General features: G+C 38.9%; 20 protein-coding genes. 18 read left to right on the top strand and 2 right to left on the bottom strand.

Going from position 1 to position 25,792, the window contains the following annotated elements; all coding sequences use genetic code 11:
* The first annotated feature begins 41 nt into the window (after positions 1 to 41).
* From ACOI22_RS04160 to ACOI22_RS04100, 13 genes are all read left to right on the top strand, one after another.
* A complete protein-coding gene (locus ACOI22_RS04160) occupies positions 42 to 518 on the top strand; it encodes a hypothetical protein (RefSeq protein ID WP_420670512.1) in 477 nt (158 codons plus the stop codon).
* Positions 518 to 880 carry a hypothetical protein gene (locus tag ACOI22_RS04155; protein ID WP_420670510.1) on the top strand — a complete coding sequence of 121 codons (363 nt, stop codon included), beginning with the start codon at positions 518 to 520 and terminating at the stop codon, positions 878 to 880. The genes ACOI22_RS04160 and ACOI22_RS04155 overlap by 1 nt, the downstream gene beginning before the upstream one ends.
* Positions 881 to 1,124: 244 nt before the next feature.
* Positions 1,125 to 3,044 carry a protein kinase domain-containing protein gene (locus ACOI22_RS04150; protein ID WP_420670508.1) on the top strand — a complete coding sequence of 640 codons (1,920 nt, stop codon included), beginning with the start codon at positions 1,125 to 1,127 and terminating at the stop codon, positions 3,042 to 3,044.
* Positions 3,037 to 5,223: an FHA domain-containing protein gene (locus ACOI22_RS04145; RefSeq protein WP_420670506.1), complete on the top strand. Its 2,187-nt coding sequence runs from the start codon at positions 3,037 to 3,039 to the stop codon at positions 5,221 to 5,223. Before ACOI22_RS04150 ends, ACOI22_RS04145 begins: the two co-directional genes overlap by 8 nt.
* A gap of 12 nt (positions 5,224 to 5,235) precedes the next feature.
* The gene (locus tag ACOI22_RS04140; RefSeq protein WP_420670504.1) at positions 5,236 to 6,894 is read left to right on the top strand and encodes a hypothetical protein; all 1,659 of its coding nucleotides are present in this window, start codon (positions 5,236 to 5,238) and stop codon (positions 6,892 to 6,894) included.
* A gap of 1 nt (position 6,895) precedes the next feature.
* Positions 6,896 to 7,441: a hypothetical protein gene (locus tag ACOI22_RS04135; protein WP_420670502.1), complete on the top strand. Its 546-nt coding sequence runs from the start codon at positions 6,896 to 6,898 to the stop codon at positions 7,439 to 7,441.
* A gap of 23 nt (positions 7,442 to 7,464) precedes the next feature.
* Positions 7,465 to 8,790 carry a hypothetical protein gene (locus tag ACOI22_RS04130; RefSeq protein WP_420670500.1) on the top strand — a complete coding sequence of 442 codons (1,326 nt, stop codon included), beginning with the start codon at positions 7,465 to 7,467 and terminating at the stop codon, positions 8,788 to 8,790.
* A gap of 105 nt (positions 8,791 to 8,895) precedes the next feature.
* Positions 8,896 to 9,474 carry a hypothetical protein gene (locus ACOI22_RS04125; RefSeq protein ID WP_420670499.1) on the top strand — a complete coding sequence of 193 codons (579 nt, stop codon included), beginning with the start codon at positions 8,896 to 8,898 and terminating at the stop codon, positions 9,472 to 9,474.
* Positions 9,475 to 9,483: 9 nt separating this feature from the next.
* Positions 9,484 to 10,332, top strand: a complete 849-nt coding sequence (locus ACOI22_RS04120; protein WP_420670497.1) for a hypothetical protein — start codon at positions 9,484 to 9,486, stop codon at positions 10,330 to 10,332.
* A 9-nt stretch (positions 10,333 to 10,341) separates the two neighbouring features.
* Positions 10,342 to 10,782, top strand: coding sequence for a hypothetical protein (locus ACOI22_RS04115; protein WP_420670495.1), 441 nt, complete (start codon positions 10,342 to 10,344; stop codon positions 10,780 to 10,782).
* Complete coding sequence (locus tag ACOI22_RS04110) at positions 10,779 to 11,330, top strand: hypothetical protein (RefSeq protein WP_420670493.1); 552 nt, start codon at positions 10,779 to 10,781, stop codon at positions 11,328 to 11,330. Before ACOI22_RS04115 ends, ACOI22_RS04110 begins: the two co-directional genes overlap by 4 nt.
* A complete protein-coding gene (locus ACOI22_RS04105; protein WP_420670491.1) occupies positions 11,330 to 11,863 on the top strand; it encodes a hypothetical protein in 534 nt (177 codons plus the stop codon). The genes ACOI22_RS04110 and ACOI22_RS04105 overlap by 1 nt, the downstream gene beginning before the upstream one ends.
* Positions 11,864 to 11,927: 64 nt before the next feature.
* Positions 11,928 to 12,746 (top strand): hypothetical protein, encoded by an 819-nt coding sequence (locus tag ACOI22_RS04100; RefSeq protein ID WP_420670489.1) that lies wholly within the window; start codon positions 11,928 to 11,930, stop codon positions 12,744 to 12,746.
* Here the strand turns inward: ACOI22_RS04100 and ACOI22_RS04095 are convergent.
* Positions 12,714 to 13,478, bottom strand: coding sequence for a heparan-alpha-glucosaminide N-acetyltransferase (locus ACOI22_RS04095; RefSeq protein ID WP_420670487.1), 765 nt, complete (start codon positions 13,476 to 13,478; stop codon positions 12,714 to 12,716). The two genes, ACOI22_RS04100 and ACOI22_RS04095, sit on opposite strands and share 33 nt — an antisense overlap.
* Positions 13,479 to 13,640: 162 nt before the next feature.
* Here ACOI22_RS04095 and ACOI22_RS04090 point away from each other — a divergent pair, with 162 nt between their 5' ends.
* Both ACOI22_RS04090 and ACOI22_RS04085 read left to right on the top strand, forming a co-directional pair.
* Complete coding sequence (locus tag ACOI22_RS04090; protein ID WP_420672309.1) at positions 13,641 to 14,933, top strand: ribonuclease J; 1,293 nt, start codon at positions 13,641 to 13,643, stop codon at positions 14,931 to 14,933.
* A gap of 116 nt (positions 14,934 to 15,049) precedes the next feature.
* Positions 15,050 to 16,180, top strand: a complete 1,131-nt coding sequence (locus ACOI22_RS04085) for a DcaP family trimeric outer membrane transporter (protein WP_420670485.1) — start codon at positions 15,050 to 15,052, stop codon at positions 16,178 to 16,180.
* A 44-nt stretch (positions 16,181 to 16,224) separates the two neighbouring features.
* Here ACOI22_RS04085 and ACOI22_RS04080 read toward each other — a convergent pair whose 3' ends face one another.
* Positions 16,225 to 17,139 carry a LysR family transcriptional regulator gene (locus ACOI22_RS04080; RefSeq protein WP_420670483.1) on the bottom strand — a complete coding sequence of 305 codons (915 nt, stop codon included), beginning with the start codon at positions 17,137 to 17,139 and terminating at the stop codon, positions 16,225 to 16,227.
* A gap of 200 nt (positions 17,140 to 17,339) precedes the next feature.
* Between ACOI22_RS04080 and dld the strand changes: the two genes are divergently transcribed.
* From dld to ACOI22_RS04065, 3 genes are all read left to right on the top strand, one after another.
* Positions 17,340 to 19,157: a D-lactate dehydrogenase gene (gene dld, locus ACOI22_RS04075; protein WP_420670481.1), complete on the top strand. Its 1,818-nt coding sequence runs from the start codon at positions 17,340 to 17,342 to the stop codon at positions 19,155 to 19,157.
* A 175-nt stretch (positions 19,158 to 19,332) separates the two neighbouring features.
* Complete coding sequence (locus ACOI22_RS04070; RefSeq protein WP_420672308.1) at positions 19,333 to 23,868, top strand: EAL domain-containing protein; 4,536 nt, start codon at positions 19,333 to 19,335, stop codon at positions 23,866 to 23,868.
* Positions 23,869 to 24,034: 166 nt separating this feature from the next.
* Positions 24,035 to 25,723: an AMP-binding protein gene (locus ACOI22_RS04065; RefSeq protein ID WP_420672307.1), complete on the top strand. Its 1,689-nt coding sequence runs from the start codon at positions 24,035 to 24,037 to the stop codon at positions 25,721 to 25,723.
* The last annotated feature ends 69 nt before the right edge of the window (positions 25,724 to 25,792 follow it).

Below are 25,792 nucleotides of genomic sequence, written 5' to 3'. Positions count from 1 at the left end.
TTTATATAGTTAAGTATTAAGACTTAACGTAAGACAACACGATGCAAGATACAGCAACACAGGCTATGACCGAGGTAGCATTAGGCTTATCCATGGCATTTTTTGCGCTACTTATTTTAGCGCTTATATCCGTTACCTTACCTGAAGAATCACTCGTTAAAGACACGCAAAAGAGCCTGCAGGTTAGCTTAGATAAAAGCATTGAATTACATGCAAAGGATTCAGCTGAATACAATACGCATTCACCAGAAGCGGCAGCACCAGTGTTCATGTTTTTTTACGAAAAAGAATGGTTTAACAGCGAGTTGCAAAAGTTAAGTATTCAGCAAGTTAAAAGCTCACTGGCTGAATCTAATCAAGACGTTTCTGAAAACAACCTTTTAACGGTGGTAGTCCCTAGTGAAAGTTCCTTCGAAGAATTGCTTTTTATACAGCAATCTTTGGCGCCAAACCCTGTGCAACTTGCTGAAATGTCAGAAGATTGGCGCCAGGCTTTAGCGCAGGCTGGAGTGCAATAATGAGAATTACTTGGTTCAGCCAAAGTGAGTATAAAACTACCGATGCTAATAGTGGGCTTAACGCCCGTTTATACATACTTTGTTTTGTATTTCTACTGAGCCTAATGTTAATAGTTGTTGAGCTTAGCTATGATGTTTATGTAGCGAGTAAAATTGCGCAGCGCTCGGTAAAATCACCACATTTAGCTATGGTAGACTTACAGCATAATCACCAATATATGCGAAGCAGAGCTCATGTTGAGGCGGCTAAACGAGGCTCGGTTAATATGCAAAGTAAAGACGAAGCCCTCAAGAATTTACAAACGCTTCGTATGCACAATGCCTTGCGATTTACGAATAACAAAGCTAGCAATAAGAAGTGACCCCATTTGACTCGGTTTGTTTAATGCATTTCGTTTAATACTTTTTAATAAGCTGCTTACGCGAATTCTTCATTAATTAGCGTAACCAAATAGGCTCAGCCTTCTGGCAGGCTATAAGCTACGCTTAAACAATACAGGCCTTGCCATTAATTGTGGTCTATAATCTGCATACTTGATAAAAACATTGTTGCACAATGCTAATGTTAACGTAGGCAGAAATAGAACACAGGAAAGCTTAATTTTTATGTTGCAAGCTGAGGATATGATTGGCCAGTACAAAATACTGCGCATACTTGAAGAAACACAAAGTAGTGTCATCTATTTGGTGTTTAGCGAAGCGTTAAAAAGCCAATTTGTAGTGAAAATGCTCACGCCAGCGCTAGCCTCTGACAAAAACAATCAAGCCGCTTTTCTTCTGCAAGCGAATATTATGCACGTATTTAGCGACTCGGCTAATGTGCTTAAGCTGCATCACATAGAAACAATTAACCGTAATAGCGAAAACGATAGCACGGTTCCCACAATCCCTTATATGGTAATGCCTTACTACTCGTCTAACTTAGCGCAATATTTAGCACTTAACGAACAAAAAATGAGTGTTAGTAAAAGCGCGCAAATCGTTACGCAAATCTTAACAGCACTTACATCGCTTCATAGCAAACATGTAATACATTTAGACATAAAGCCACAAAACATATTGTTAGACGAAGGGGGCAATGCTTATTTAGCTGATTTTGATAGTGCCTGTATTTTAGCTAACAGCTCTTTAGTCAATAAATTTCAACAGCTCAACTTTAAAACTAAACACTTCACAAAAGAATATGCCAGTCCAGAGCACAAGGTTGCCGTAGCATCAGATCAATCCCTTGCTTACTCCCTTAGCCCAGCAAGTGACATTTATTCTTTAGGGGCTATGTGGTTTAGGTTATTAACGGGGCGCTGTCCAAGCGATACTAAGCGCGAGTGTATCATTCAGTCTTTTCAAGAAGACGGGGGCTTGAGTGTTCCGCCGTGGGTAGTTGATATTATTTGTCAAATGTTAAACAGTGAGCCCTCTAAGCGCCCGCCAAGTGCGCAATTTTGTATTGACTACATTGCTCGATTTAATGATTTAGTCGAAAATTTCGAAACAGAGGAGTTCATTGGCGAATCGATTCATAATAACGATAGTCAATATGAACAATGGGGAAGTAAGCGTAAAATAAAGCCCCGTATGTGGATAAGTGCAGCTTTAATAGTGGCTATTTTCAGTTTTTGGATGGTGTACAACATGGTCGATAACACAGGACTTAGTGACCCACAAGAATTAAGCTCGATTAACAATAATGGCGCTTCTCAGGTCTTAACTAGTGAGCGTAGTAAACATAAAGCCAATACCATAGCGCAAGAAAGTGATTCTCGCGCAGGCCCCGAAAATAGAACAGATGAGCCTGAGAGTTTATTAAACCCGGGCAGCAATACTAAGGCTCAGCAAGAAACAACAGTAAAAGTTTTAAGCCTTACAGATAAGATTAAAACAGGTAAAACCGTGCAAGTTACGCTTCGAGGCGAGTCACACAAGCAAATAAATTTTGGCCTTAAAGGAATCGGGGAAAGCCTTGATTTCGCAGTAATGACTACCGAAGTTAGCCAAGAATTATATTCCATGTGCGTAAAAGAAAGGGCATGCAGAAACATCAAGCATTACAGTACAAAAAAGATTGAAAACAGGCTAAACAGCGCTACTTCTCCACAAACAAAGGTAAGCTGGTTTGATATAAACGAAGCGTTTATTCCATGGATAAACACAAAAATGGGGCAGCAGTTTTCTTTACCCACTTTACAGCAGTGGCAAGACTTCAGCGGCATAGTAGGTAGCGCTAGCCAAATTCACTGCAAAGATTGTAAGAGCCATCTTGCACAATTGTATGCCAGTGGTACTATGCCTATACAAGCGCTCTCAAGCAATAAATATGGTCTTTATGGCGTTTATGGAAATGTACAGGAATGGCTGCAAAATTGTTGGAAAGATGATGACATTGAGCGCTGTGACCAGGCTATGGTAGCGGGTGGTTCATGGATTGATAAATATGACACAATAAAGCAGAAGCCAGTTAGCCAACTACTTAAAAGAGCGGCAACCCCTACCACCGGATTTAGACTTGTTATGGAACTCGATGAATAAATCTTATTTTGTATTTATTGGTATGCTTTGGTGTTTATTGAATCAGTCTGTTGCCCAGGCCAAAGACTGGGAGTTAATGCTTGTTCCGCATCAGCATGAAGCAAACTTAAGTATTGACCAGCTCAAGCAACTTGAGGCTGGCGTGGTAAGTGCTATTAATAGTAACTTAGATAATGTGGTGGACTTGTCACAAGCCATTAAAGACTGCCGTAAAATGTGGTGCGGCTATGCTGGCATGCAAGACTTAATGCAGCAAATATTAGCTAAAACACCACAGGTTGAACTCGTTGTTATTTATTCTAATTCTGCAGCGCAGGCAACTAACGAACTTGATATAAACGTATCATTAATTGACCCTTTGTCACTGAATATTCGCTTTAGCGATACTTTACGTGCATCAGTAAATAAAAGCATGTTTGACGTAGGCGTTATGCTTGGCGGCCTAATTGAGTCCCAGTTAAGAGTAGATCATAACAGCAACCGCTATTTAGTTAATTTAAGCGGCTTTGCAGATGCTGAACTTGATGGCTTAAGTACACACATTTTAAGTAATGCCGCTAACAAGCAATTGCGTCTTTTAAAATCAGCACAAAGCTATTTGCTTTATGGGCAATATTTCCCGTTAACTAACACCCAGTACAACGTAAGTAGTAGCTTAAGTGCGAGTCAGTTAAAACAAATGTTACTGCGTTATTTCAAGGCGAAAAACCTTAGTGTGGAATTTGAATTTGACGTAAATACTCAAGCGTTAAGTGTTAAGCGTTCAGGTAACCCCTACGCGCCTTCTGTTTTAACATGGCTAAGCATTTTCTTACTAATGCTGGTATTAGCCGCTATTTTTATAAGGCGCCAAGTGCTGCAGCAAAGGCTTCATGAATACAGTAAAAAGCACAATGCCGATAAGTGGTTAGAAACCTACCATAAAGCGGCGTTTCCTTTGTATCGTTTACATCGAAAATGGCGCTCTAGAGCCAGTTATTGGGAACGCTTGCAACGAGATTCACTGCAACATTACGAGCAAGCTAAAATGTATGTTGATGCAGGTGAGTTGGTTACCGCCAAGCTACTTTTAAGCAAAGCTTTGCACACTAATAGCGCCAATAGCGCCGCTAAAGACCTTGTACAACATATTAAAGGTGTTGAAGGGGACTTGCAAAATTTATCAGAAACAGAACAATGGCTTAGAAATAAAATAGCCAAGGCTATGAATAACTACAAACAACTTGAGTCATCAAAAGCCTTGCGACAACTTTACCAAGCATTTGGTAAGGCGAATGAAGAGAAAGGTTTCAAAAAACAAGCTAAGGCAATTAAGAAGTTAATTAGAAACATTTTGAATAATTCTGCAATTAGCACTCAATCGATTGTTATTAACTGTTCAGCAGACGCAATTAGCACCGTAATGCTCAACAACGAAACCCTGCATTTAGGACGCCTACCTAGTAAAACTGATATTCCATGGATTAGTTCACGAGATGCCGTTTTTTATATTAATCATAAACAAGTGTCGCGAATAGGGCAGCATTGTTTTATTTCAAAGCGTGAGCAGGGCTTTGTACTAATAGATAGCGTAAGTAAAAATGGTACTTACGTGAATGGCGAACTATGTGATAAGAACGTGCCTGTAGTGCTACGCAATGGCGATAGAATTCAACTAGGCTCGCAGCATAATGTAAATTCAGCAACATTTGTGGTGTCACTGAATGACGCGTCTAATGTTATGCAGTTAACATTTTTACCGCCTTCTGAGAACTTAGTTGAGCGCAGCGAACTTAATAGAATTTGGCCTGATAACGCCCTAGCACTTAGAACGCAGTTGTCTTATGTACAAAATGAAGGCGTATTATTATTTAATGCCGTTACTCAGCGGATGCAAATATGCGAACGTGCTGATTTAGCAAAGTTACTTAAAAAACGTAAGCGTTCTATCACACCGGTTTGTTTGATTAATTTAGGTGAAAAGTCGAGTTTATCCCCGTTACCCAGCAAGTTAGCGCAAGAACATGGCTTTGATTTGTCTAATATGCAACTGCAGGTAGACGATATTTTACTGCTGGGTGAGGTACCTTTAGAGTTACCTTGTACTCTTAGCGTAAATTCACTTACGTTTACACTCACTGATTATCGAAACGCCAGTGTGCGCCACTCCCATTCAGAACTGCAAAATGTTACCTCTTAGCTGCAAAGCCTTATGAATCAAGCATCCATTATTAATTACGGGATTAGTGAGCACTTAAAATCTGATTTTGATATGCTGCGCGAAACTACCTACTATATTAATATTGAAAACGTTTCTACAAGCTCTTCAGGTGAAACAAAACACAAATTTCTCAATAAAAATGTTGATAAACTCGCGCAGCATTTAGTGTGCAGGCACTACGGCAATATTTGTTATGAATTAGCGCACTTATGTTGGGCAATTGTGCATACGAGTAAAGTGCCTGACCAAGCCATAGTTCAGTACTTTTGGCTAAATACAGTTTGTACACAATCCCAGTTTAAAACTCACTTTTTAGCACAATTGCATGAAGGCCAAGGCGTACAAAATACGCCAATCAATAACTGCCAAATAAGCATGTTATCAGAACACTTAAACATCGCGATTCATCAACATACTTTTTCTATAAACGCCGCAAGAGCTAACTTTCTATCATGCTTTATGGAGTGGTTAGCGTGCGCCATACCAGAAACGAACTCGTATATCTTTCACGCTTTAATTGGGAAGGGCCACAATGGTATTTCTGAGTTAGCAAGCACCTTACAACGTGATATTTACCAGTACTTATCAGAGCATCTACCGACGGCTAAACTCCAGCAGCGCTTTAGGCTTTTAGAGTCATATCACAAAGGCACAGATGTGTGTGATAGTACAATCATGCAATTTTATTGTACGCATAATCATCTTGAAGGCTGCGGTAAATTCAGCAATGTGGTGAATGATACGTTCTCGTTTATGCTTGCCTTAAAGCAAACAAATGAAGCTAAAATGCTTGATTATGCCGCCAGTTATGAAAGTTTCTTCAGTGCAGAAAGTGTTGATGGCTCTGCACTTGATGAAACCCAACATGCTGAGCAAATATTTTCTATTGTTCAGCATCAAGAAGCGTCACTTTTATACGAATTAGAAACGCTTTCTAGTTTACCGAAGGTATTTTCAAAAGCTCAATTTGATGCTTTGTATATGCTGGTTGAATATAGGCAGTTTTTTCCTGACTTTTCCCTTACTTGGCTGCGATGCCAAATCTTCGGGAAGTGGCAAAACAAGTTGATTCAGGCACATCGAAATAAAACCGTTGAAAACATTCACGAATGTGAGCCTGATGAAGGGTATAGCGATGCTCAGCAAAAACTATTGTTGTCTTTAGCTAGTTCGTATCAAGCGCAAATGGCTATGATACATATTGTTTTATCGGCGGCCACAAACTCACCATCTTCCCAAGCTTACGTTGATTTACTCTCTATTCTGCACGCCTTGTGCAAAGATCATCCTTCTTTAAAAGCGCATGTAAAAATAATTAATACATGTGTAAATGAGGTAAATACAGAGCACAGTACACAGCTTGATGAAGCTTACAAAACGCTTGCAAGATCTGATAGCTTCCTTGATATCAGGCAATCAGCTGCACAAGCTTTTAAAGCTATCAATCGAGCCGGCTTTACCTCTTCTTCTGCGCTAAGGCTTGAAGAGTACGTGAATGCTAATCATGATCTAACAAGCATCCAAAATACGCTTCGCCAAGTTTTGTCACACTTGGTATCAAAAAAGTTGTGTGAAGAAAGTAATTTTAACGCTGACCGTTTCATATTTGTTAAGGAATTTACAAGGCTTTATTTAAAGGACTCAAACTAATATGACGATTTCCCAACAACTCTTTGTTATTAATCAACAGTTGAAAGGTTTAAGCCGTAATAGGCTCAATAACGAAGCGCTTGGCCAAAACATGAGTATAAGTCAGCAGAGTATTATTGATGCAATTCGCTTTCCCCACCTTTTGAGTAGTCAGTTAGTGCATAAGCAAGTGCGAGCATCCATAAGCACGTATAAACGCTATAAAGCTGGTTTACGTTCTTTAGAGCTAAAGGTAAGCCCTATGCAGGCTGCAGCAAGTGATGACTCGGTAATTCTGCAGCGCACTGGGGAAGGCTTTAAAATCCAAGTCATACTAGATGATGATATTAGTGGGCAGGCCTACCTTATGTTAGATTTAGCGGCAAATTACAAAGGGCAAAAAATAAGTAAAATGTTTTTGCATTGCGATTTTAACGAACAATTTAGCATATTAAGCTTGGCGCAATCATTTCAAGCACCACTTAGGTTTCAAAGCTTAATTGAAGTTGATAGTGATGCGTTTAAAGCAATTACAAACGCGCAAAGTGAGTTATTTTTATCGTACTAATATAAATTGGGAGCAAATGCTGCGTGCAGATACATAAGTCCTCAAATGGGGCGCAGGTATTTATAGCCACCACAAAAGGTTTGGTGCAAATACAAAGCATAACTGCTTTGGCTAATAGCGACTTAGCGTCAGTGATGACTATTGATAGAACCGTTAATACAACTGGCGTGAGTGGCGACTATGCGCTATTTGTAGATAGCACGCAGGGTATTATTAAACGTTGGTTCGGGGGAAGTGCCTACAGATTAAATGTATCAGCCGCTATTGATGTAGGGAATAGTTGGCAGCTTGGCGTGTTCTTGGCTCATGGTTTAGCCAATATAAATAAGTTGGTTGAACATGGTGGCGATGAAATATTCATTGTGACGGGGGCTATTGACACCGAAAATCACTTGGTAATGGGGGTAGCCGATTTATCTCGCAAATGTTTAGCGGCTAAAACACATATCGAAAACTGGCAAGCAAAGGGCTTTAATGTTCACTTTTTGATACCCAGTGACAATTTTCGCCAACCCTTACCTGATATTAATGTTTTATTAAGGCCAATTGCCTCATTAGAACAGTTATCAACATTTCTAAGTACCGATGATGTGTCGAACCAACAAAGTGACGTAGCACTCATATCAGAGGCTATAGACACAACATACGAACCCGCCCAGCAACATGCAGATAAAAGCACACCAATACATGGCGCACAAAAAAATAAGCCTGTATTTGACTCAACAAAAGTTGATGCCAATGTGCTCAATACGCAAAAGCATTATGCATTATCAAAGCTATCAAAAGGCATTTTGGGTTTTGCCACTATTTTAGCCTTAGCCATAATTGCTCTGCTTTACTATAAACATCTTTTTAATGAGCCTGAACATAGCCAATACAGAATGTATGTTAACTTGTCTGAAAATAAAGCTGATTGCGGTTTTGCTGCTAAGCACCTAATAGGTGAAGGTGAGTTGCTCATATTCAACAATATACAAGCCCAGCAAATACGACACGTTTGCAGCATGCAAATTGCCACTTCTTTGAATATCGCTTCAGTTTGGCTCGTTTCTGAGGATTTACAAATAAACGCCTTACAGCCTAAACACAAAACGTTAAGCACAACTGACTTACCGCAAATTTGGGATATACCTAATGTGCAGAATCCACCTCGTGCCAAATCGCAGCTTCTACTGTTATTTACTCACGATACTGATTTAGCTGACCAACAAAATTTACAATATTATTTGCGTAATCAATCACAAAGCACTCAATTGACGATGCTAAATTCGTACAGCAACAATATTTTAATTTGGGCTAATAAATTGGGCTACAAGGTATATATTGTGCAGCAAAATTTTGCTTATTAAATTTTTTATCAAAATTTCTACAAAAAAACACGTCACCAGATAAAAAATTCTCCAAAGCGTTTCATACATCCTAATAGTCGAGGATAAACACTTTCGGAGTAGCCCATGTCATATCATTCTAAGCACTTAATTAAGCTCAAAAAAGCTTGGCAACTATTAAACAATCATAAACGCGTTCTGACTGTTGTGAGCACCAGTGTATTTTTTTCTGCTTGCACGAGCACCTCAGCCCCAGCAGAAGTAACTGATTTAAATAATCCGTATGTAAATGTACAGCGAATGGATGAGCGTTGTGTTCAACAAATAATGGAACAACAACAAGTATTAGCCCTAGCAAGTACTGCTCAGTATTTATCACTAGCAGATTCGGCTATGCATTGTGCTGAGGGCATAGTTTTTACTCCATCACACCCTGATACTCAAACGGCCATGCAATTTAGCGCCTTAGCATTTAATAACTACTTAAAAGCTGGCGACATAAAACAAGCGCAAAGCACTTTACAAGCGTTTCGCCAACGATTTCCACAGCAAGATTTATTATTTACTGACTACACCTCATTTGTGGATACCGCCACCGTGTTAGTGAGTCACGACCAGTTATCGGCTCATCAGCTTGAAGTACTCAACATAAGCGACAAGCTGCGCAGTGAATTGTTACGTCAACGCAAATGGTTAATGCAGTAAGGAAAATATATGAAAATTCGTAAACGTTATTTAAGCCTAATTTCATTAGCAATTGCATGCAACGCTGCTGCTAACAATGAATGGCAACCCGCTTCGGCAGAGTCGCTTATGCAGCTTCCTGCTAATTTAATCGAAAAACGTATTGTTCAAGATTTTAGAATGTCACCTTTAGCCAGTGAATTGTTGCTAATAGATGAAGAAATTTCTGCAACAGGACAGCAAATCGCTGCGCTTAAATCATTGGTAGCTAACAGTGACGCGCACGATTTAATTGACGAGAAAGTAGATTTAGTGCAACTAAAATCTCAATTTCTTGACTTAATGCAGCAAGGACAAGAGCTAAGACAAAACCAGCTACAAGACAAAATGCACGTGTATCAAGAAGTGTTGGCAAAACTATATTCAAATAGTAACGCACAAAGCAATGACCAAGCTTATCAATTAAAGCTAAGCCAGCAGGAAGCGCGCGCAAGAATGGAGAAAGTGATGCAGCGGGTTGACCAAGCGCTGTTGCAAGACGACGACTTTGAGCAAAGTCCATATGCGACCGAGTTTGCTGAAAACTTAAGTAAAATTGATCAACTAAAAGAAGCAATTTCAAAGCATCAGGCAAACATGGCTGCCACTGTTGATGGTATTGAGGTTTCTACTCAAGAGTATATTCGGCAACTGCTTATGCAAGCGGCCAGTGAGCAGTCATTGCTTGATCAAGAAGGGCTAATGCTTAGCTATATGTCAAAAATTGTGGCCTTAGATGCGCAATCATTAGAGTTTGCGATAAGCGAATCACAAGAGCAAGAGGCACTTAGCCAAGTGCCAAGTACCACTCCTGCTAGCTCAGTATCATTATTTTTATAAGGCATTATTATGAAAAACCGTATATTCACAATTAGTATTTTTAGCGCGTTGTTAGTTACTAGCTTTGCTAGCTCAGCCAATAATTTACGCGCGAGTTCTTATGCGAGTAAAGTTAGTAGCAGTAATACCTTAAGTTTAGATAACTTAGAGCGTGAACGCGCAAGTTTAGTAAAAGACTTGCTTAGCACCAATATTACCATGCAAGAGCGGGCTATATTATTGTCAAAACGCCAGCGCAGTTTAAGTGATATGGAAAGAATGGTTATGCGCGACGAGCGCTTAATGCAATCTAATGTAACACGTGTAAAACAAGCTTTTGACGAATATGACAATACCTTTTTAGTCCATGCCGGTGCTGAACATCAACGAAGTGCATCGCAGCAGTGGTTTAACAATATTGATTTAAGTAATCAGTCAATTATGCAAAGCAAACTTGGGTTTAGAAAGTGAGCACGCCGCAAAGCCCTAACATAATGTTAGATGCATCTAGTAATACAGGTAGCACTCTGCTTAGGTACTTTGCAATAGGTAAAATGGTGGGCGTTGTTATTGGCCTTGCAATGATACTGTTAGCGCTAATTAGCCTAACAACAAATTTGCAAGTGATTGATTTAGTAAACTGGGTAGGGCGCTATTTTGGTACTACGTTTACGGTTTTCTTCTGCTTACTATTACTTGTATCTGCGGCGGCTATCATTCAGCTTAAGGCGAGTGCGCAAAAAAGTTTATGGTATGAAGTAGGAATGCAGTGCGCTAATGGCTTATCTACACTGGCATTAACATACACACTTTTAGGTATTAGTTTAGGGATTGGAGCACTGGCACAAGAGAGCTTGAGTCCGGAAAACGTCAATCAAGTCATTTCTGTGCTAACCACTCAGTTTTCAATGGCATTTATGACGACGGTAGTAGGCCTGCCTAGTGCAGCAATAGTGCGGGCTTGGGTCGCTATTTTATACGTGCAACAAACAAGTAAACTAAATGATAAGGATAAATGATGAAAACGTTATTTATGATAGTCAGTACATTGGCCTGTATTTATTTACTGGCGCAAATTCCCACTGTTAAGACGGCTTTAGTTAGCCTTGTACCTAGCCAATCCCTTGGCTCCAATACAGGGCATAGTCAAACAAACCATGAGCAAGCTTTGCATAACAATATAAATAGTAGCCACGAAAAGTTGAGTGAACTTGAGCGCCAAATTACAAGCCTTAGCCAGCAAAATATTGCGCTGAATAAACAAGTGCTTAGCCTTTCAAAAGAGTTAAAAACCTTAAACGCTCAAGCGCAGAAAAGCGATAATAGTAAGAAAACGGTTAAAAACGAAATAGTATCTGAGCCGACCATAGCCAAGCTTAAAGAAATACAAACATCTAATAGTTACCTTGGCAATGAAAACGCACAAAGCAAACGTTTAAGTACAGATAACGCGCCTGTTTCAGAGCAAACAAAGCGTTTGCATCAACAGGCTGTATTGCGTGATCTTGCACTTAAAATGGAATTGTCTGCCTTGCAGCGTGTATCTCAATAATTATTGGCTTACGTAGTAAAAATATGATTGCTGACAGTTTAGAAAACACAGGGGAGCACTGTAAGTGAAGCTTAAGCCGAATCCGAATTTACTATATTTGTTGGCAATAATAGGCGTTATTGGCACAACTATACTGATAGACAGCCTTTTTATTGATACACCAAAAGATGTGCTTAAAACACAATTAACAAGCTTGCCTGCAAAACCGGCTTTGCCACCTATAGCAAAGCCCATCACACTAGCACAAAACCTTACTTTACCTCCGATTCCACAGCTCAATAAGCATACTACACAGCAAATTACTGAGCATACGCAACAACTTACTCAAGTGAATGAGGTTGATGATAAAAGCCAGAGCTTGGAAGAGCACAATTATAAGCGCGCACAAGCAATCGTTACAAAAACACAAGAAGCGGAAGCAATAGGGCAGCACCTTGATACGATGTCATCGCTGAACGCTGAACAACTCACCTTGCGTTTTCCGCCATCAAGAAGCGCAACGCAAATTATTTTACAATACATGCACAACTGTGTTGGTATTGATATAGGCGCAATAAAGAACAATAGCTTAATGCGCTTAAGCGATAAGGTAAGCCATGAAAGCCAAATACTAAGGTTAGTATCAGGTGAAAAAACACAAAAAGAGATAGCACTTTTAAACGCTTATGCCAAAGGCCTCTCTATGGTAAGAATCTACCCGCATTCTTTTGATAATACCTTTGCAGCACATGTGTTTAATACAATAGGCACAGCTTCATTAACGCAGTTAAGTGGTGAATATAAACTACGGGGGCAAAAATTAAGTTTAACCAATATTAGTATTAATCAGTTACCCATAAAAAATGACTGGCTACTTGCTAATATACAAATTTGCCGCGCCTAATAACCATAAAGCCCCCATTAGAATGGGTTGATGCACAATGTAAATACTTAAACTGTGCTGGCCTGGCCACATAAGCCATTTTTGTGTCGACTCGTTTGCATTTTGCACCACTTTTGCTAAAGGGTCATACTTAAACAGGTACCAATGTGCTAAAGGTACTCCTAAAAACACCATACCCAGCCAAGGTTGTATTGATACATAATCATTGGTGTAATGAGGCAAACCATCAAATAATAAATTGAAAGGCCATCGGCTCGGGAGTATTTGTAAGGCTCCAAATATCAACAATCCAAGGCCAATTAATAGGCAAATTAACGGGTGTCGCACCAAACCAACTACTATTAAGCTGCTTAATGCCAAAAAATGAAGTACGCCAAAAAATATCCAGTTTTGCGGAATAGCGAAGTAGCTTACTATTGATATTACAAAGGCGGCCAAGGCTATTTGTGATGTTCTTTTTAAGAATTTAGCCACTTTAAATTTTGTGTGGTGGGTAAAGCTTAATGAAGCGCCTAAGCATAGAAAAAATAAACTAATTATTAGCATTCTAAATATACGCCACCCACCGCCATCAGGAATGTCCCAATCAACATAAGAAAAATATTTCAGATCATATATAAAGTGAAATATAACCATAAGAACGATGGCTAGCGTACGTGTAACATCAAGTGTAATATTGCGCATATAAGGCGAACAAATGCTTTGTAAAACGGCGTAAGTAAATAATATCATGTTTATTAATCATTTTTTGCCTGATCTGCTTTAGCGTTAATCTCGTTGGAATACACTTAAGCCCTCATATGAATACACACCTAAAGGATAATAATGCTTAACAACATGCCTTCTGCCTCAGATTTTTGGTTTTTGCCATTAGGAGGTACCGGTGAAATAGGAATGAATGTGAATTTGTATGGCCATAGTGGACAATGGTTAATGGTTGATTGCGGCGTGACTTTTGATGCGCCTTTAGAGCGCAAGTTAGATAAAGAAAAATTAGTACAAAGACACAACAGTGTGACGGCTGATATGTCGTTTATAGAAAGTCGAAAAGACGCATTGTGCGGATTAGTGCTAACCCATGCCCATGAAGATCATTTAGGTGCCGTATTGGCGGTTTGGGACAAGTTACAATGTCCCATTTATACGACTGTTTTTACGGCTGAGGTACTAAAACGAAAAGCTTATCGAGCAAGATTCACCTTAGATTTACCCATTGTTGTAGTAAATGCAGGAAATGTCCTTGATATTGGTCCATTTACCGTAGAATGGCTTTCTACTACGCATTCTATTCCTGAAGCTAACGCGCTACTCATTAGTACACCTTTAGGCACTGTTCTGCACACCGGTGATTGGAAAATTGACGATACCCCGGTAGTTGGAGAGCGTTTTAACCGTAAGTTATACAAACAGCTAAGCCAAGAAAATATAAGTGCGATGGTATGCGACTCTACAAATGCGCTGCGCGAGGGCCATTCAGTTAGCGAAAAAGATTGCGAGCGCGGGTTGGGGGAATTTGTAAGTAAAGCCACGGGTAGAGTAGTGGTCACTTGTTTTGCCAGTAATGTAGCGCGGTTAATTACTATTGCTAGAATAGCCGAATCAACGGGCCGTTATTTATGCTTATTTGGCCCCGCTTTAGAAAACATGGTGAGTATAGCAAGAAGCACAGGATATTGGCCCGATGAACTTAAAATTACTCCAAGCCGCCATATAGGCTATTTGCCAAAGCATGAAGTATTAATTGTTGCAACGGGCTCGCAAGGTGAACCTAGAGCGGCACTATACAAGCTCGCGCAAAATCTTCATAAAGATTGTGATTTAGATGCTAACGATACTGTGATTTTTAGCAGTATTGTTATACCCGGTAACGAAAAGCGCATACAAAAGCTGATTGATTTATTCAAAGCACGCGACATTAACGTGGTCCAATCTGAAACCACCGATCTTACAATTCATGCCTCAGGCCACCCATGTAAACAAGATTTAACAAATTTATTTGATTGGGTAAGACCAAAGTGTATAGTCCCGGTTCATGGTGAACCTGAACATTTACAAGCGTGTTATGAGCTCGCTATTGACACTGGTGTTCGTTCTGGTTTAGTTGGTCTAAACGGTGATATATATAGCTTCTCGCCAAATTTTTCAATTCGTAGAAATGCTGTGAAAAGCGGCCGAATCGCAATTTGATTATATCAATAAAAGAAAAACAATCTTTCTTAAATTCACTTTTTATTATCTATCTCGCCTTTAATATTGTAACAACTTAATAACAAACACATTTAAAACTATAAAGGTTGGAAGATATGAACTCACACAAAAAATTTGCGCGCACAGCTTTAGCAACCGCATGTTGCTTTGTTTTTGCACCGGTTGCATTGGCGGGCGTTGAATTAGTAAACGTTACAAACGCACAAGGAACAACAAAAGTCACCATGGGTGGGTATGCCAAGGTTGATGTTCGACATGTGTCAGGTGACGTTGCATATCAAGATTACTGGCTAGGTAACTTCCCAGGCGGCGTAGCAACTGATACCTCTCATACTGGATTTAATGTGCGTGAGTCGCGTTTAAATTTTAAAGTACAACATAATGATATTAGCGCTGTAGTAGAAATGGACTTTTATGGCGGTGACGGTAACGAAGTGGTAAGCAACAGTACGAATCCACGCTTACGCCATTTTTATATTAACTATAAAAATTGGATGATAGGGCAAAATTGGTCAACCTTTATGCCATTAGCTGCACTGCCGGAAGCCTTGGATTTTGGTGGGCCACATGTAGGTGAAGTGTTTATTAGACAAACGCAAATTCGTTATACAACGGGCAATTGGCAATTTGCTATTGAAAACCCTGAAACCAATGGTGATGGTGACAATGGCACATCTTCTTCTGCCGTAGGTGTAACTGGAGCTAACGCCGACAAAGACGAATCAATCCCTGATTTTGTTGCTCGTTACAACCATAAAGCAGATTGGGGCCAAGTTTCTGTGGGCACATTGTTTCGCAAGGTTGACCAAGGCGGCATTGATGAAACCGCTATTGCTGCGAATGTGAGTGGTCGAATTAAGACGGTAGGTAAAGATGACTTCCGTTTTCAAATATCAGTGGGTGAGCCAGGGCGATATGTATCAGCTGCGCTAACACCTGATATAGTGCTAAATGCCGATGAGCAAACTGTAGTAGAAGAAACCACCGCATTTACAGTTGCATATCGCCATTTTTGGAATGAAAGCACGCGCTCTACAATATTTTATGGTGCTGCCGAAACCGATACGCTAGAACGAAAAAGAAACCATGTTGGTGTTAACTTGATTACCGATGTAGCACCACAACTGAATGTGGGTGTAGAACTAGGGCGTTATGCAATAGAAGATGAATCTATTGCAGATATAGACTCTACTTACTTACAGTTTTCTGCTAAATACGCGTTTTAACAAGTAGCCGAATACTTAAATATAACTTAGCGTAAAGAGCCATTTTAGCGCATGTCGTTGAAATGGCTTTGTTGTTTTTGAAACGCTTTGCGGCAATGCTCTATTAGCAATTTTAGCTTTTGATCAGGTTGGCGGCTTTTAGGATAAACGGCATATATGCCCATTTTCTTGCTGGAAAAACTGCTTAGCAAGGGGATCAGCTTTCCTTTGTTTATATGTTCATGGGCTAAGGCTTTTGGCAGGTAAGCTAGCCCTAAGTCAATTAATGCGGCTTTGCAAATAGCGTTTAAATTGTTGGTGCTAAAGCGGCCGTTCACTGTTACATATTGTTCTTTATTGCTTATGTTAAACAGCCAGTTGTCAGTGCCTACTGCGTCATGTTTATATATAAGGCACTCATGCTGAATAAGTTCTTTGGGGTGAAATACTTTACCGTGCTGTTTTATATAATTTGGGCTTGCACACACCACCCAATGAGAGTCTACCAAGCGTCTTGCAATTAAGCTTGAGTCTTCTAATTCAGCGGTTCTTATTGCTACATCATAGCCCTCATCAATTAGGTCAACAAACTTGTTATTTATATTGGCTTCAATTTTAACTTCTGGGTACTGTTTACAAAATTGCGCTAGCGCTTCACTTAATACGAGGTTTGCTGAAACGTCAGGCATAGTCACACGTATTGTACCGCGAACCTCATTGCTATAACCGCTAACCACGTCAGTGGCACTTTGTACTGCCTGCTTTGCTATCAAGCCTTTGTTGTACAATAATCTTCCTGCATCGGTAAGGCTAAGCTTACGTGTGGTGCGATACAATAATTGTACGTTTAGGCTATCTTCTAAGCGCCCAATACGTTTGCTTACTACTGAATTAGTTAAATGCATTTGTTCGGCTACTTTTGAAAATGAGCCTGTATCAACTACTTGTACAAATAATAGAATGTCGTCAGCTTTAATCATTTTTATCCTATATTCGCCTTTACGCCTTACGTATGTTTAAGCGTTTCTGATAAGCCTTACATTATGCCAAAAAAAGAAAAAATGAAAATCAATTATGCATATATATCAATTAAAGCGTAATGGTTACATTAGGCTTATAAATAACTAGGCAATTTATGTGTATTTTAGGGTGAGTTTTACGGTATGAGGTATGGTAGTAAATGACAAAGCATAAGCAAAACACATGCGAATGGGAAAATAACCAAGCAAAATCAAAACATGATATTGTATTTCGTACCGGCATTCGCTTAGCGCCCAATATAACTAGCAAGGGCAATGCGAATGAGATTCTTCACCAATTAGAGCATGCATGCGGTATTGAAAATATCAGTGCTGACCCACTTAAAAACCAACATTATCGTAAAGGATGGCGTTCCGGGGAGGGTAGTGCGCTTGCCGTCGTATTTCCGCAATCACTGGTGCAATATTGGGATATTCTAAAAGTTGCGGTCAAGAACAATCTAATCATTATTATGCAAGCCGCAAACACAGGCTTAACCGAAGGCTCAACCCCTAGCGGTAATGACTATGACCGGCATGTGTTAGTTATAAACACGCTTGCCTTGAACAACTTATATTTATTAAATAATGGTGAACAGGCGCTTAGTATGCCTGGCGTGACCTTACACAAGCTAGAGCAGACCTTATCTACCATAAATCGCGCCCCACATTCCGTTATTGGTTCATCAGGGCTAGGCGCCACCGTTGTAGGCGGTATAGCTAACAACTCGGGTGGCGCATTGGTGAAAAGAGGGCCTGCTTACAGTGAGCTTTCAGTATATGCACAAATAGACGAACACGGTGAACTTGTTTTAGTTAATCATGTAGGTATTTCGTTGGGTCATACCGCGGATGAGGTGATTAATAATTTGGCCGACGGTGCGTTCAATAAGGAAAGTCAAGATGAAGGAACGCGTCAAGCCAGCGATAAATTATATCAAGATAGAATTAAAGAAATAGATGCCGACACACCAAGCCGCTTCAATGCTGACCCTCGTCGATTATATCAATCTAGTGGTTGTGCAGGGAAATTAGCAGTATTTGCTATAAGGGTAGATACTCACGAAATTGCTAAACAAGAAGCCAGTTTTTATATTGGTACAAACAATCCAGAAGAGCTTTACCAACTAAGGCGCATACTGTTAAGTGGCTTAGATGAACTGCCCGAAGTGGGGGAATATACCCACCGAGATATTTATGATGTTGCAGAAAAATACGGTAAAGATACCTTTCTTAGTATTCTGCATCTGGGCACAAAACGTATGCCGACTTTGTTTGCCGTAAAAGGCAAAGTGGATGCGCTGCTAAATAGTAAGTCATGGTTACCTAAATACCTAAGTGACAAATTGCTCCAAAAACTGAGTTATCTTTTTCCAAATCATTTACCTAAAAGAATGGCAGAGTATAGAGAAAAGTTTGAGCATTACTTAGTTATAAAGTTGAGTGATAACGCAATAAATCAAGGTCGTGATTTACTCCAAGCATTTTTTGCGAAAGACGATACTCGAGGCGAGTTTTTTGAATGCAATGAAGATGAGGCTAAAAGAGCATATTTGCATCGTTTCGCCGCTGCTGGCGCAGCAATTCGCTACCAAACAATCCACAGTAAAGACGTAGGAGATATATTAGCACTTGATATAGCGCTTCGACGCAATGAACAACAATGGCTTGAACAACTCCCTCCTGAGCTAGACCAATATATTGAAAAAAAGCTGTATTACGGACACTTTTTTTGCCATGTATTTCACCAAGATTATATTTTGAAAAAAGGGGCTGATGCTAAACACGTAAAAGCTTTGATGCTTAAATTACTTGATGAACGCGGGGCGAAATACCCAGCTGAACATAACGTTGGTCATTTATATAAAGCTGAAGACCCTTTGAGAAATTTTTACATGCATTTAGACCCTACTAATACATTCAACCCAGGAGTAGGAAAAATGAGTAAAAACCAACGAAATTGTAACTGCTGTCTTTAGAAATAATGACAGTCGAATGAATTATCGTATAAACTATCATCAACTCTAGGAGACCTGAGTTTTTATTATTAACGCTATGTGAAGTTAGGATAATTGATTGATATATTGTATATGGATGTGTAATTTGTTGTTTGGGATATCCTATCAAGGAAATAATCAAGCAGTAGTGAAGATTATGCTATTGCTCGCACTCTTGTTCTTCCAAACCATCGCCTTTGCCCAAGAACCTTCAATTAACTTGCCTCGCTTAAGTTACCTTGATACCAATTCTGGATTAGACCAAAACACCATAGAAGATATATATGTAGATTCTCAAGGTTTCGTCTGGATAGGAACTGGCGAGGGACTTAATAGATTTGATGGTGTTAAAACCATGAAAATACATGGCAGTAGCAACGAACTTTCGAATAATGCAGTGTATAAAATATTTGAGCACAGCTCGGGTTTGTTTTTTCTCAGTACAGACAATTCGGGGGTTGTGTCTTTTAATCGAAACACGCACTCGGTGAAACCGATTATTGATTTACCTACTCGTTTTTCTGACGATTGGCAGCAGTATTCTGAAAGTATTATTGAGCTTTCATCAGGAAATTTGCTGATTGCCCTATCAGAAGGTATTTATGAGTACGATCTTACATCCAAAAACATTCGAAACCTGCATACCTTAAGTGATAAAGATGTTGTTGACGGCGTAGCAATACGAGCTTTGTATGAAATTAATGGACATATTCTATTCGGTACTTGGACTGGATTATATGCCATAAATACCAAATCTAATTTGGTTAAACCTATATTACATTCAAATGATTTAGCTGACCAAAGCAATGTAAAGTCACTGGCATCTTTTGACAAACAAAGCCTATATGTGGGCACAGTAAAAGGCTTGTACAAATTCGCAGTGAATGAAGTCATCGACTTTATTGAAAATAACACCGAAAGCCCGGAATATATTGTTTTAGATGAAAATCGTAATATTTGGGATATTGCCAGTAAAAATGGTTCTGAGGTTTACTTTGCGAGCGATATAGGCCTGTTTGAATATAATGAACAAAAAGATCAGTTCCGTTATTTATTTGAAACAAAAAAGAACTTTGAGGTTATATCGCGCCCTGATATTACAAATTTATCTTTCGATAATAATAGTAATTTATGGTTTGGTACCAAAATGAGTGGGGCTATGATGTGGTCACCCAACAGCGTGTTATTTACCAATGTCTATCATTCGGTTTTTTCAAAAGATAAAAGCACACTGAGCCACAATGCTGTATGGTCAATTTTTCAGTATGACAAAAACACATTATTTGTAGGTACTTCGAACGGTTTGAATAAGTACGATCTACAAACAAAAGATACTCAGCAATATTTGGTACAAGCCTCTTTAGGAGCTGATAATACAGAATCACAGATCTATCAAATATTCTCAACAGAGCGCGGCTACCTCTGGCTAATTACCAATGATGGTTTGCGATATTTTGATATTAATCAAGGGCGCAATGTCCCTCTACCATTTTCAAACGAAAAAGCCTTAGGTGTATTAAACGAATGGTCATATAGCGCCGTGTTCGAAGGTACAAACAAAATATGGACCATTACCGATAGTGGTATTTATGTAGTAGATAGAGAATCCCAAAAAACAGTACGCATTGATTCTCAAGCTTATGGTTTGAGTTTAACAAATGTTTTTCGCTTTTTAGGCATAGACAAACCAAGTAATACGCTTTTAATATCAGTATCCTCACAATTGTGGGGCATAAATTTAGATGATTACTCACTTAGTTTAATGCATTCAATTAAGCATGAAGCAAGCAATGATTCTTTATCGCCAGGTAGCTTTGTTCGTGATGATAACAATACTATATGGTTATCTTATCCTGGCCATGCAATATTTAAGCTTGAGGGAAATAGTTTATCATTGATAGATAAACTATCTACGCAAAACATTTTACCGACTAACTTAGTTTATGACCTTCGGTTTGATAATGAGGGTGAGTTATGGTTTTCATCTCATTCAGGCATTCATTCACTTAATCCACAAAACTTAATCGTAAAATCATACGGATATTTGAACGGGCTTGCTGCCACTGAATTCAATCAATTTGCGAGTGAAATATTAAGCGATGGTCGTTTTGCTTACGGTGCAAATGTTGGTTTTACTATATTTGACCCTAGCAAAATAAAGCTAAGTGACATGGCTGATTATAATCGAGCGCACATTACTGAGTTTACGCTTAGTAATAGAAAGCTAAGGCTGCCGCTTACTGATTTAAATGATATGGAAATTGAGCTAGAACATGATGATATTGGGCTAACTTTATACTACTCTTCTTTAAATTTTGATAAAGAATCAAACAAAAGATTTCATTATAGTATTAATTCTGATGGGGACATTGTTAACTATCCTAACTTTCGCGCAAATGAAATATCGCTAGCAAGATTACCGCCTGGCAAGCACACTTTAGAAATATACAGAGTGGGGCAATTAAATAATGAAAGCCCCGCTAGGCTGTTTTTACATGTTAATTATGCGCCGTTTCAATCACCAAAGGCCTATGCAGCTTATTTTGTATTTTGTTTAATTTCGTTAATTATTTTTTTGTATAGAAGACGAAAAGTACAGCAAAATTTGGCGTATGCGAATCAGCAAGTTAAAGAATATAATAAACGTTTAACTGATGCCCTAATCGCGAGTAATTCTAATATTTGGGAATGGCATGAACAAACCAATGATTTTCGTTGCGAGCGAATATCTACTGATATTTTGCCTGAGTTAAACACTGACACCTTACCATTGGAAAAGTACATTGAGTTGATTCACGAGGATGACCGTCAACATTTTATTGATACTTGGCAAAAATTTATAAGTAAACAAGACCAAGAATTTGACTTAAGTTACCGCGTTAGTAATCAAAATGGCATCTTTTTGTGGTATAGGGACGTTGGAAGTGTCACAACTTCCAAAGAAAACGGGCTGGTTGTTAAAGGCACCTATTCAAATTTAACTGATAAACGCGCTAATGAAGAGAAGTTAAAGTTGTTTGGTAATGCTTTTAAACATACTCGTGATTGGGTTCTCATATTTGATAGAAACTTAAAGATTGTTGCGACTAATCCGGCTTTTATGAAAGCGTTTAACGTAAATCGTAAGCAAGAATATGCAATTAATACTGTGCCTAGCGAGTATCAAGAACTTTTACACCATACCAGTATAAAATTAAAAGCATTAAGGCCAGGACAAAATCAAAAGCTAGAAATGAGCGTGAAGCTTCAAAAGCGAAACGTTAACGTATTGTGTGATTTGAACGCTATTGCAGATAAAACAAATCCTAAGGAAACTGATTACTATCTTATTATTGGTACTGATATTACCGAACAGATTAGTGCCCAAGAAAAGTTACAAAAGTTAGCTAATTATGATGTATTGACAGGCCTGCTAAACAGAACACTGCTTTTAGAACGAATAAAGCAGTCAATTAGCTTTGCCAAGCGCCATAAACATCAGTTGGCTATTTTATTTATTGATCTTGATGGCTTTAAGCCTATTAACGATAGCTTCGGTCACTTAGCGGGCGATTCAGTATTAGTTGATTTAGCTGCTAGAATAAAAGCTCAATTTCGAGAAGAAGATAGCGTTGCTCGCTTGGGAGGCGATGAATTTGTTGTTGTGTTAGAAGAAGTGGGGAGCGCTAATGCCGTTAATGAAACGGTTAATAAGCTGCTAACAGTGATTGCACAACCATTTGTTATACGACAACAAAGGATTAGTGTGAGTGCAAGTGTGGGTATTGCCTTCTATCCACATGATGCCAGTGAGCCAGAGAGCCTAATAACGAATGCTGATATAGCCATGTACGAAGCAAAAGCTAATGGCAAGAATAAGTTTCAATATTATAGACCTGACATGAACGAACAGGTGCAATCTAGAACTATTTTATTAAACAAAGTAAAAGCGGCAGCACAAGCGAATGAATTCGTAAACAATTATCAAGCTATTGTAAATGGAATAAGCGGCGAAAACGCTGGTTTTGAATTATTATTGCGTTGGCACGATGCTGAAGAAGCCATTTCACCCGCTGTGTTTATTCCTTTGGCAGAGCAGGCCGGTTGTATTGTAGATATTACAATGCAAGCTATAGAGCGAGCTATTAGCGATATAGCAAACTGGTTTAAAGAGGGATTTACCGGCTACGTGGCAATCAATTTATCCGCCTGGCACTTTGATTCACGACCTGACTTTGAAACTATTTTGAACCACTTAGCCATACATAAGCTGCCTTCAAGTTGTTTACGATTTGAAATTACTGAAGGTATTTTTATAGATAACAGCGAGCATGTCATTGCGTATCTACATGAAATGCGATCTTTTGGTTTTCAAATTTCCTTAGATGACTTTGGTACAGGCTATTCATCACTTAAATATATTAAAGATTTTCCCTTAGACCTTATTAAAATTGACAAATCATTTGTTGAAGATGTAACCACTAATAAAGGGACTGAATCAATTGTACAAACTACCCTATTAATGACTAGTTTATTGGGCTTAGATACCATAGCTGAAGGCGTTGAAACTAAAGCACAGTTTGATTACTTTGTAAGTAAAGGGTGTCAGTTCATACAAGGCTTTTACTTTACAAAAGCGTTACCTGCAGAAGAAATACCTAAAATACTGCACAAAAATTGGCTTATAGATAACAATAACCAAAATAATACTTAGTGTAAAAAATACCTTTACCCCCCCTTCTTTAAAGGGCTTTAGTTCATTCTGTATTGTAATTAGTACAATAAAAAAGTAAAAAAACAGTTGTTAAATTTGTGCATTATCGCATTATTATGTCATGTGAAATTTTTGTAAAAAATTATGGGGTTTTTAAAACATGTCCATGCCGTTGAATAAAGAAGCCAAAGAAATAGCAAACCTAATACCCGTTGATGCGATTGTGTCACCGCTGGAGATGCTATACAAATGGGAAAAAGAAAAGCCTACCCAACATTATATGAGTCAACCTGTTAAAGGTGAGGTTCGCACGTTTACATGGCAACAAACGGCTCAATTAGCACGAAAAATTGCTGCGCGATTAAAAAGCTATAATTATCCAAAGGGCACGCGTATTGCCATTTTGGGAAAAAACACTGCTGAGTGGGTAATAAGCGATTTGGCAATTACGATGGCAGGCTATGTGTCAGTGCCAATTTTTGCGACGGCAGGTCACGACACCATAAAATATGTACTTGAACATGCTGAGTGTCCATTATTGTTCATTGGTAAGCTTGATGACAATACCGCGGTTAAGTCTGTAGAAATTCCTAATCTCATAACTGTAGGCTTCCCTTATGACTCTATTGAAGCGAGTTTGTCTTGGGATGAATTTATCAATATTAAGCCGTTAAGCACAAGTCCTGTGCCAGATATGAATGATATCATGACAATTATTTATACCTCAGGCAGTACCGGACAACCTAAAGGTGTTGTACACACTTACAATACTATTTGTTGGGCCGCTCGCAATTCACTTACCGCATTAAGTGTTTCTGAGAATGATCGTATAATGAGTTATTTACCACTTGCCCATATTACGGAACGAGTGCTGGTTGAATTAGCTAGTTTTTATTCAGGCTTATCACTCTACTTTGTCGAGTCATTAGAAACATTCACTCGCGATGTAAAAGCGTGCCAGCCCACATTGTTTATATCGGTGCCTCGTTTGTGGACCAAATTCCAAATGGGCGTGCTCGCTAAACTTCCGCAAAAGAAACTTAGCTTTTTATTAAGTATTCCATTCGTTGGCAAGAAAGTCGCCGCTAAAATTAGAGAGCAAATGGGCTTAGGTTCAGCAAGATTATGGGCTTCTGGTTCAGCGCCCATCGCTCCGGCTACTATTGAGTGGTTCCACAAAATTGGAATAGATATTTCCGAAGGTTGGGGGATGACTGAAAATTCTGCGTACGGTACTAGCAGTGTACCGTTTAGAACAGACAAAATTGGCGCAATTGGAAAAGCTTATGATGGTGTTGATATTAGAATAGCAGAAGACGGCGAGATTCAAGTGAGTTCACCGTGCAATATGATTGGCTATTATAAAGACCAAGAAAAGACATCGGGTGTATTTACCAATGACAATTATCTGAGAACAGGTGATAAGGGCAAAATTGATAGTGATGGTTATGTATACATCACGGGGCGACTCAAAGACATATTTAAAACAGAAAAAGGTAAATATGTTACGCCTGCACCCATTGAATCAAAATTAATGGAAAATCCGATAGTTGAGCAAGTGTGCGTAACAGGAACTAACTTGCCACAACCCATCGCTCTATTGGTATTATCTGAAGAAGCACTTAAGCAATCTAAAGATTTGATTACTCAATCATTGCAAGAAACCTTAACGCAAGTTAATTCTAATTTGGAAAGCCACCAACAACTTGATCGCATTATTATTTTTAGTGAAGAGTGGTCAATTGAGAACGATTTACTTACGCCAACGCTAAAAGTAAAGCGCCATGTAATAGAAGAGAAATTTAAATCTGTTATTGAAGGTTCTTACAATGACAATATTGTTTGGAATAGTTAAATAATAAATCAATAACTTAAATACACCCTTATAAAAAAAGACGCATCAGCGTCTTTTTTTATAAGGGTG

The organism is Glaciecola sp. 2405UD65-10, from assembly GCF_048820975.1.
Classification (GTDB): domain Bacteria; phylum Pseudomonadota; class Gammaproteobacteria; order Enterobacterales; family Alteromonadaceae; genus Glaciecola.
Note: the sequence above shows the minus strand (reverse complement) of the source record. Positions and strands in the feature narration are given on the sequence as shown.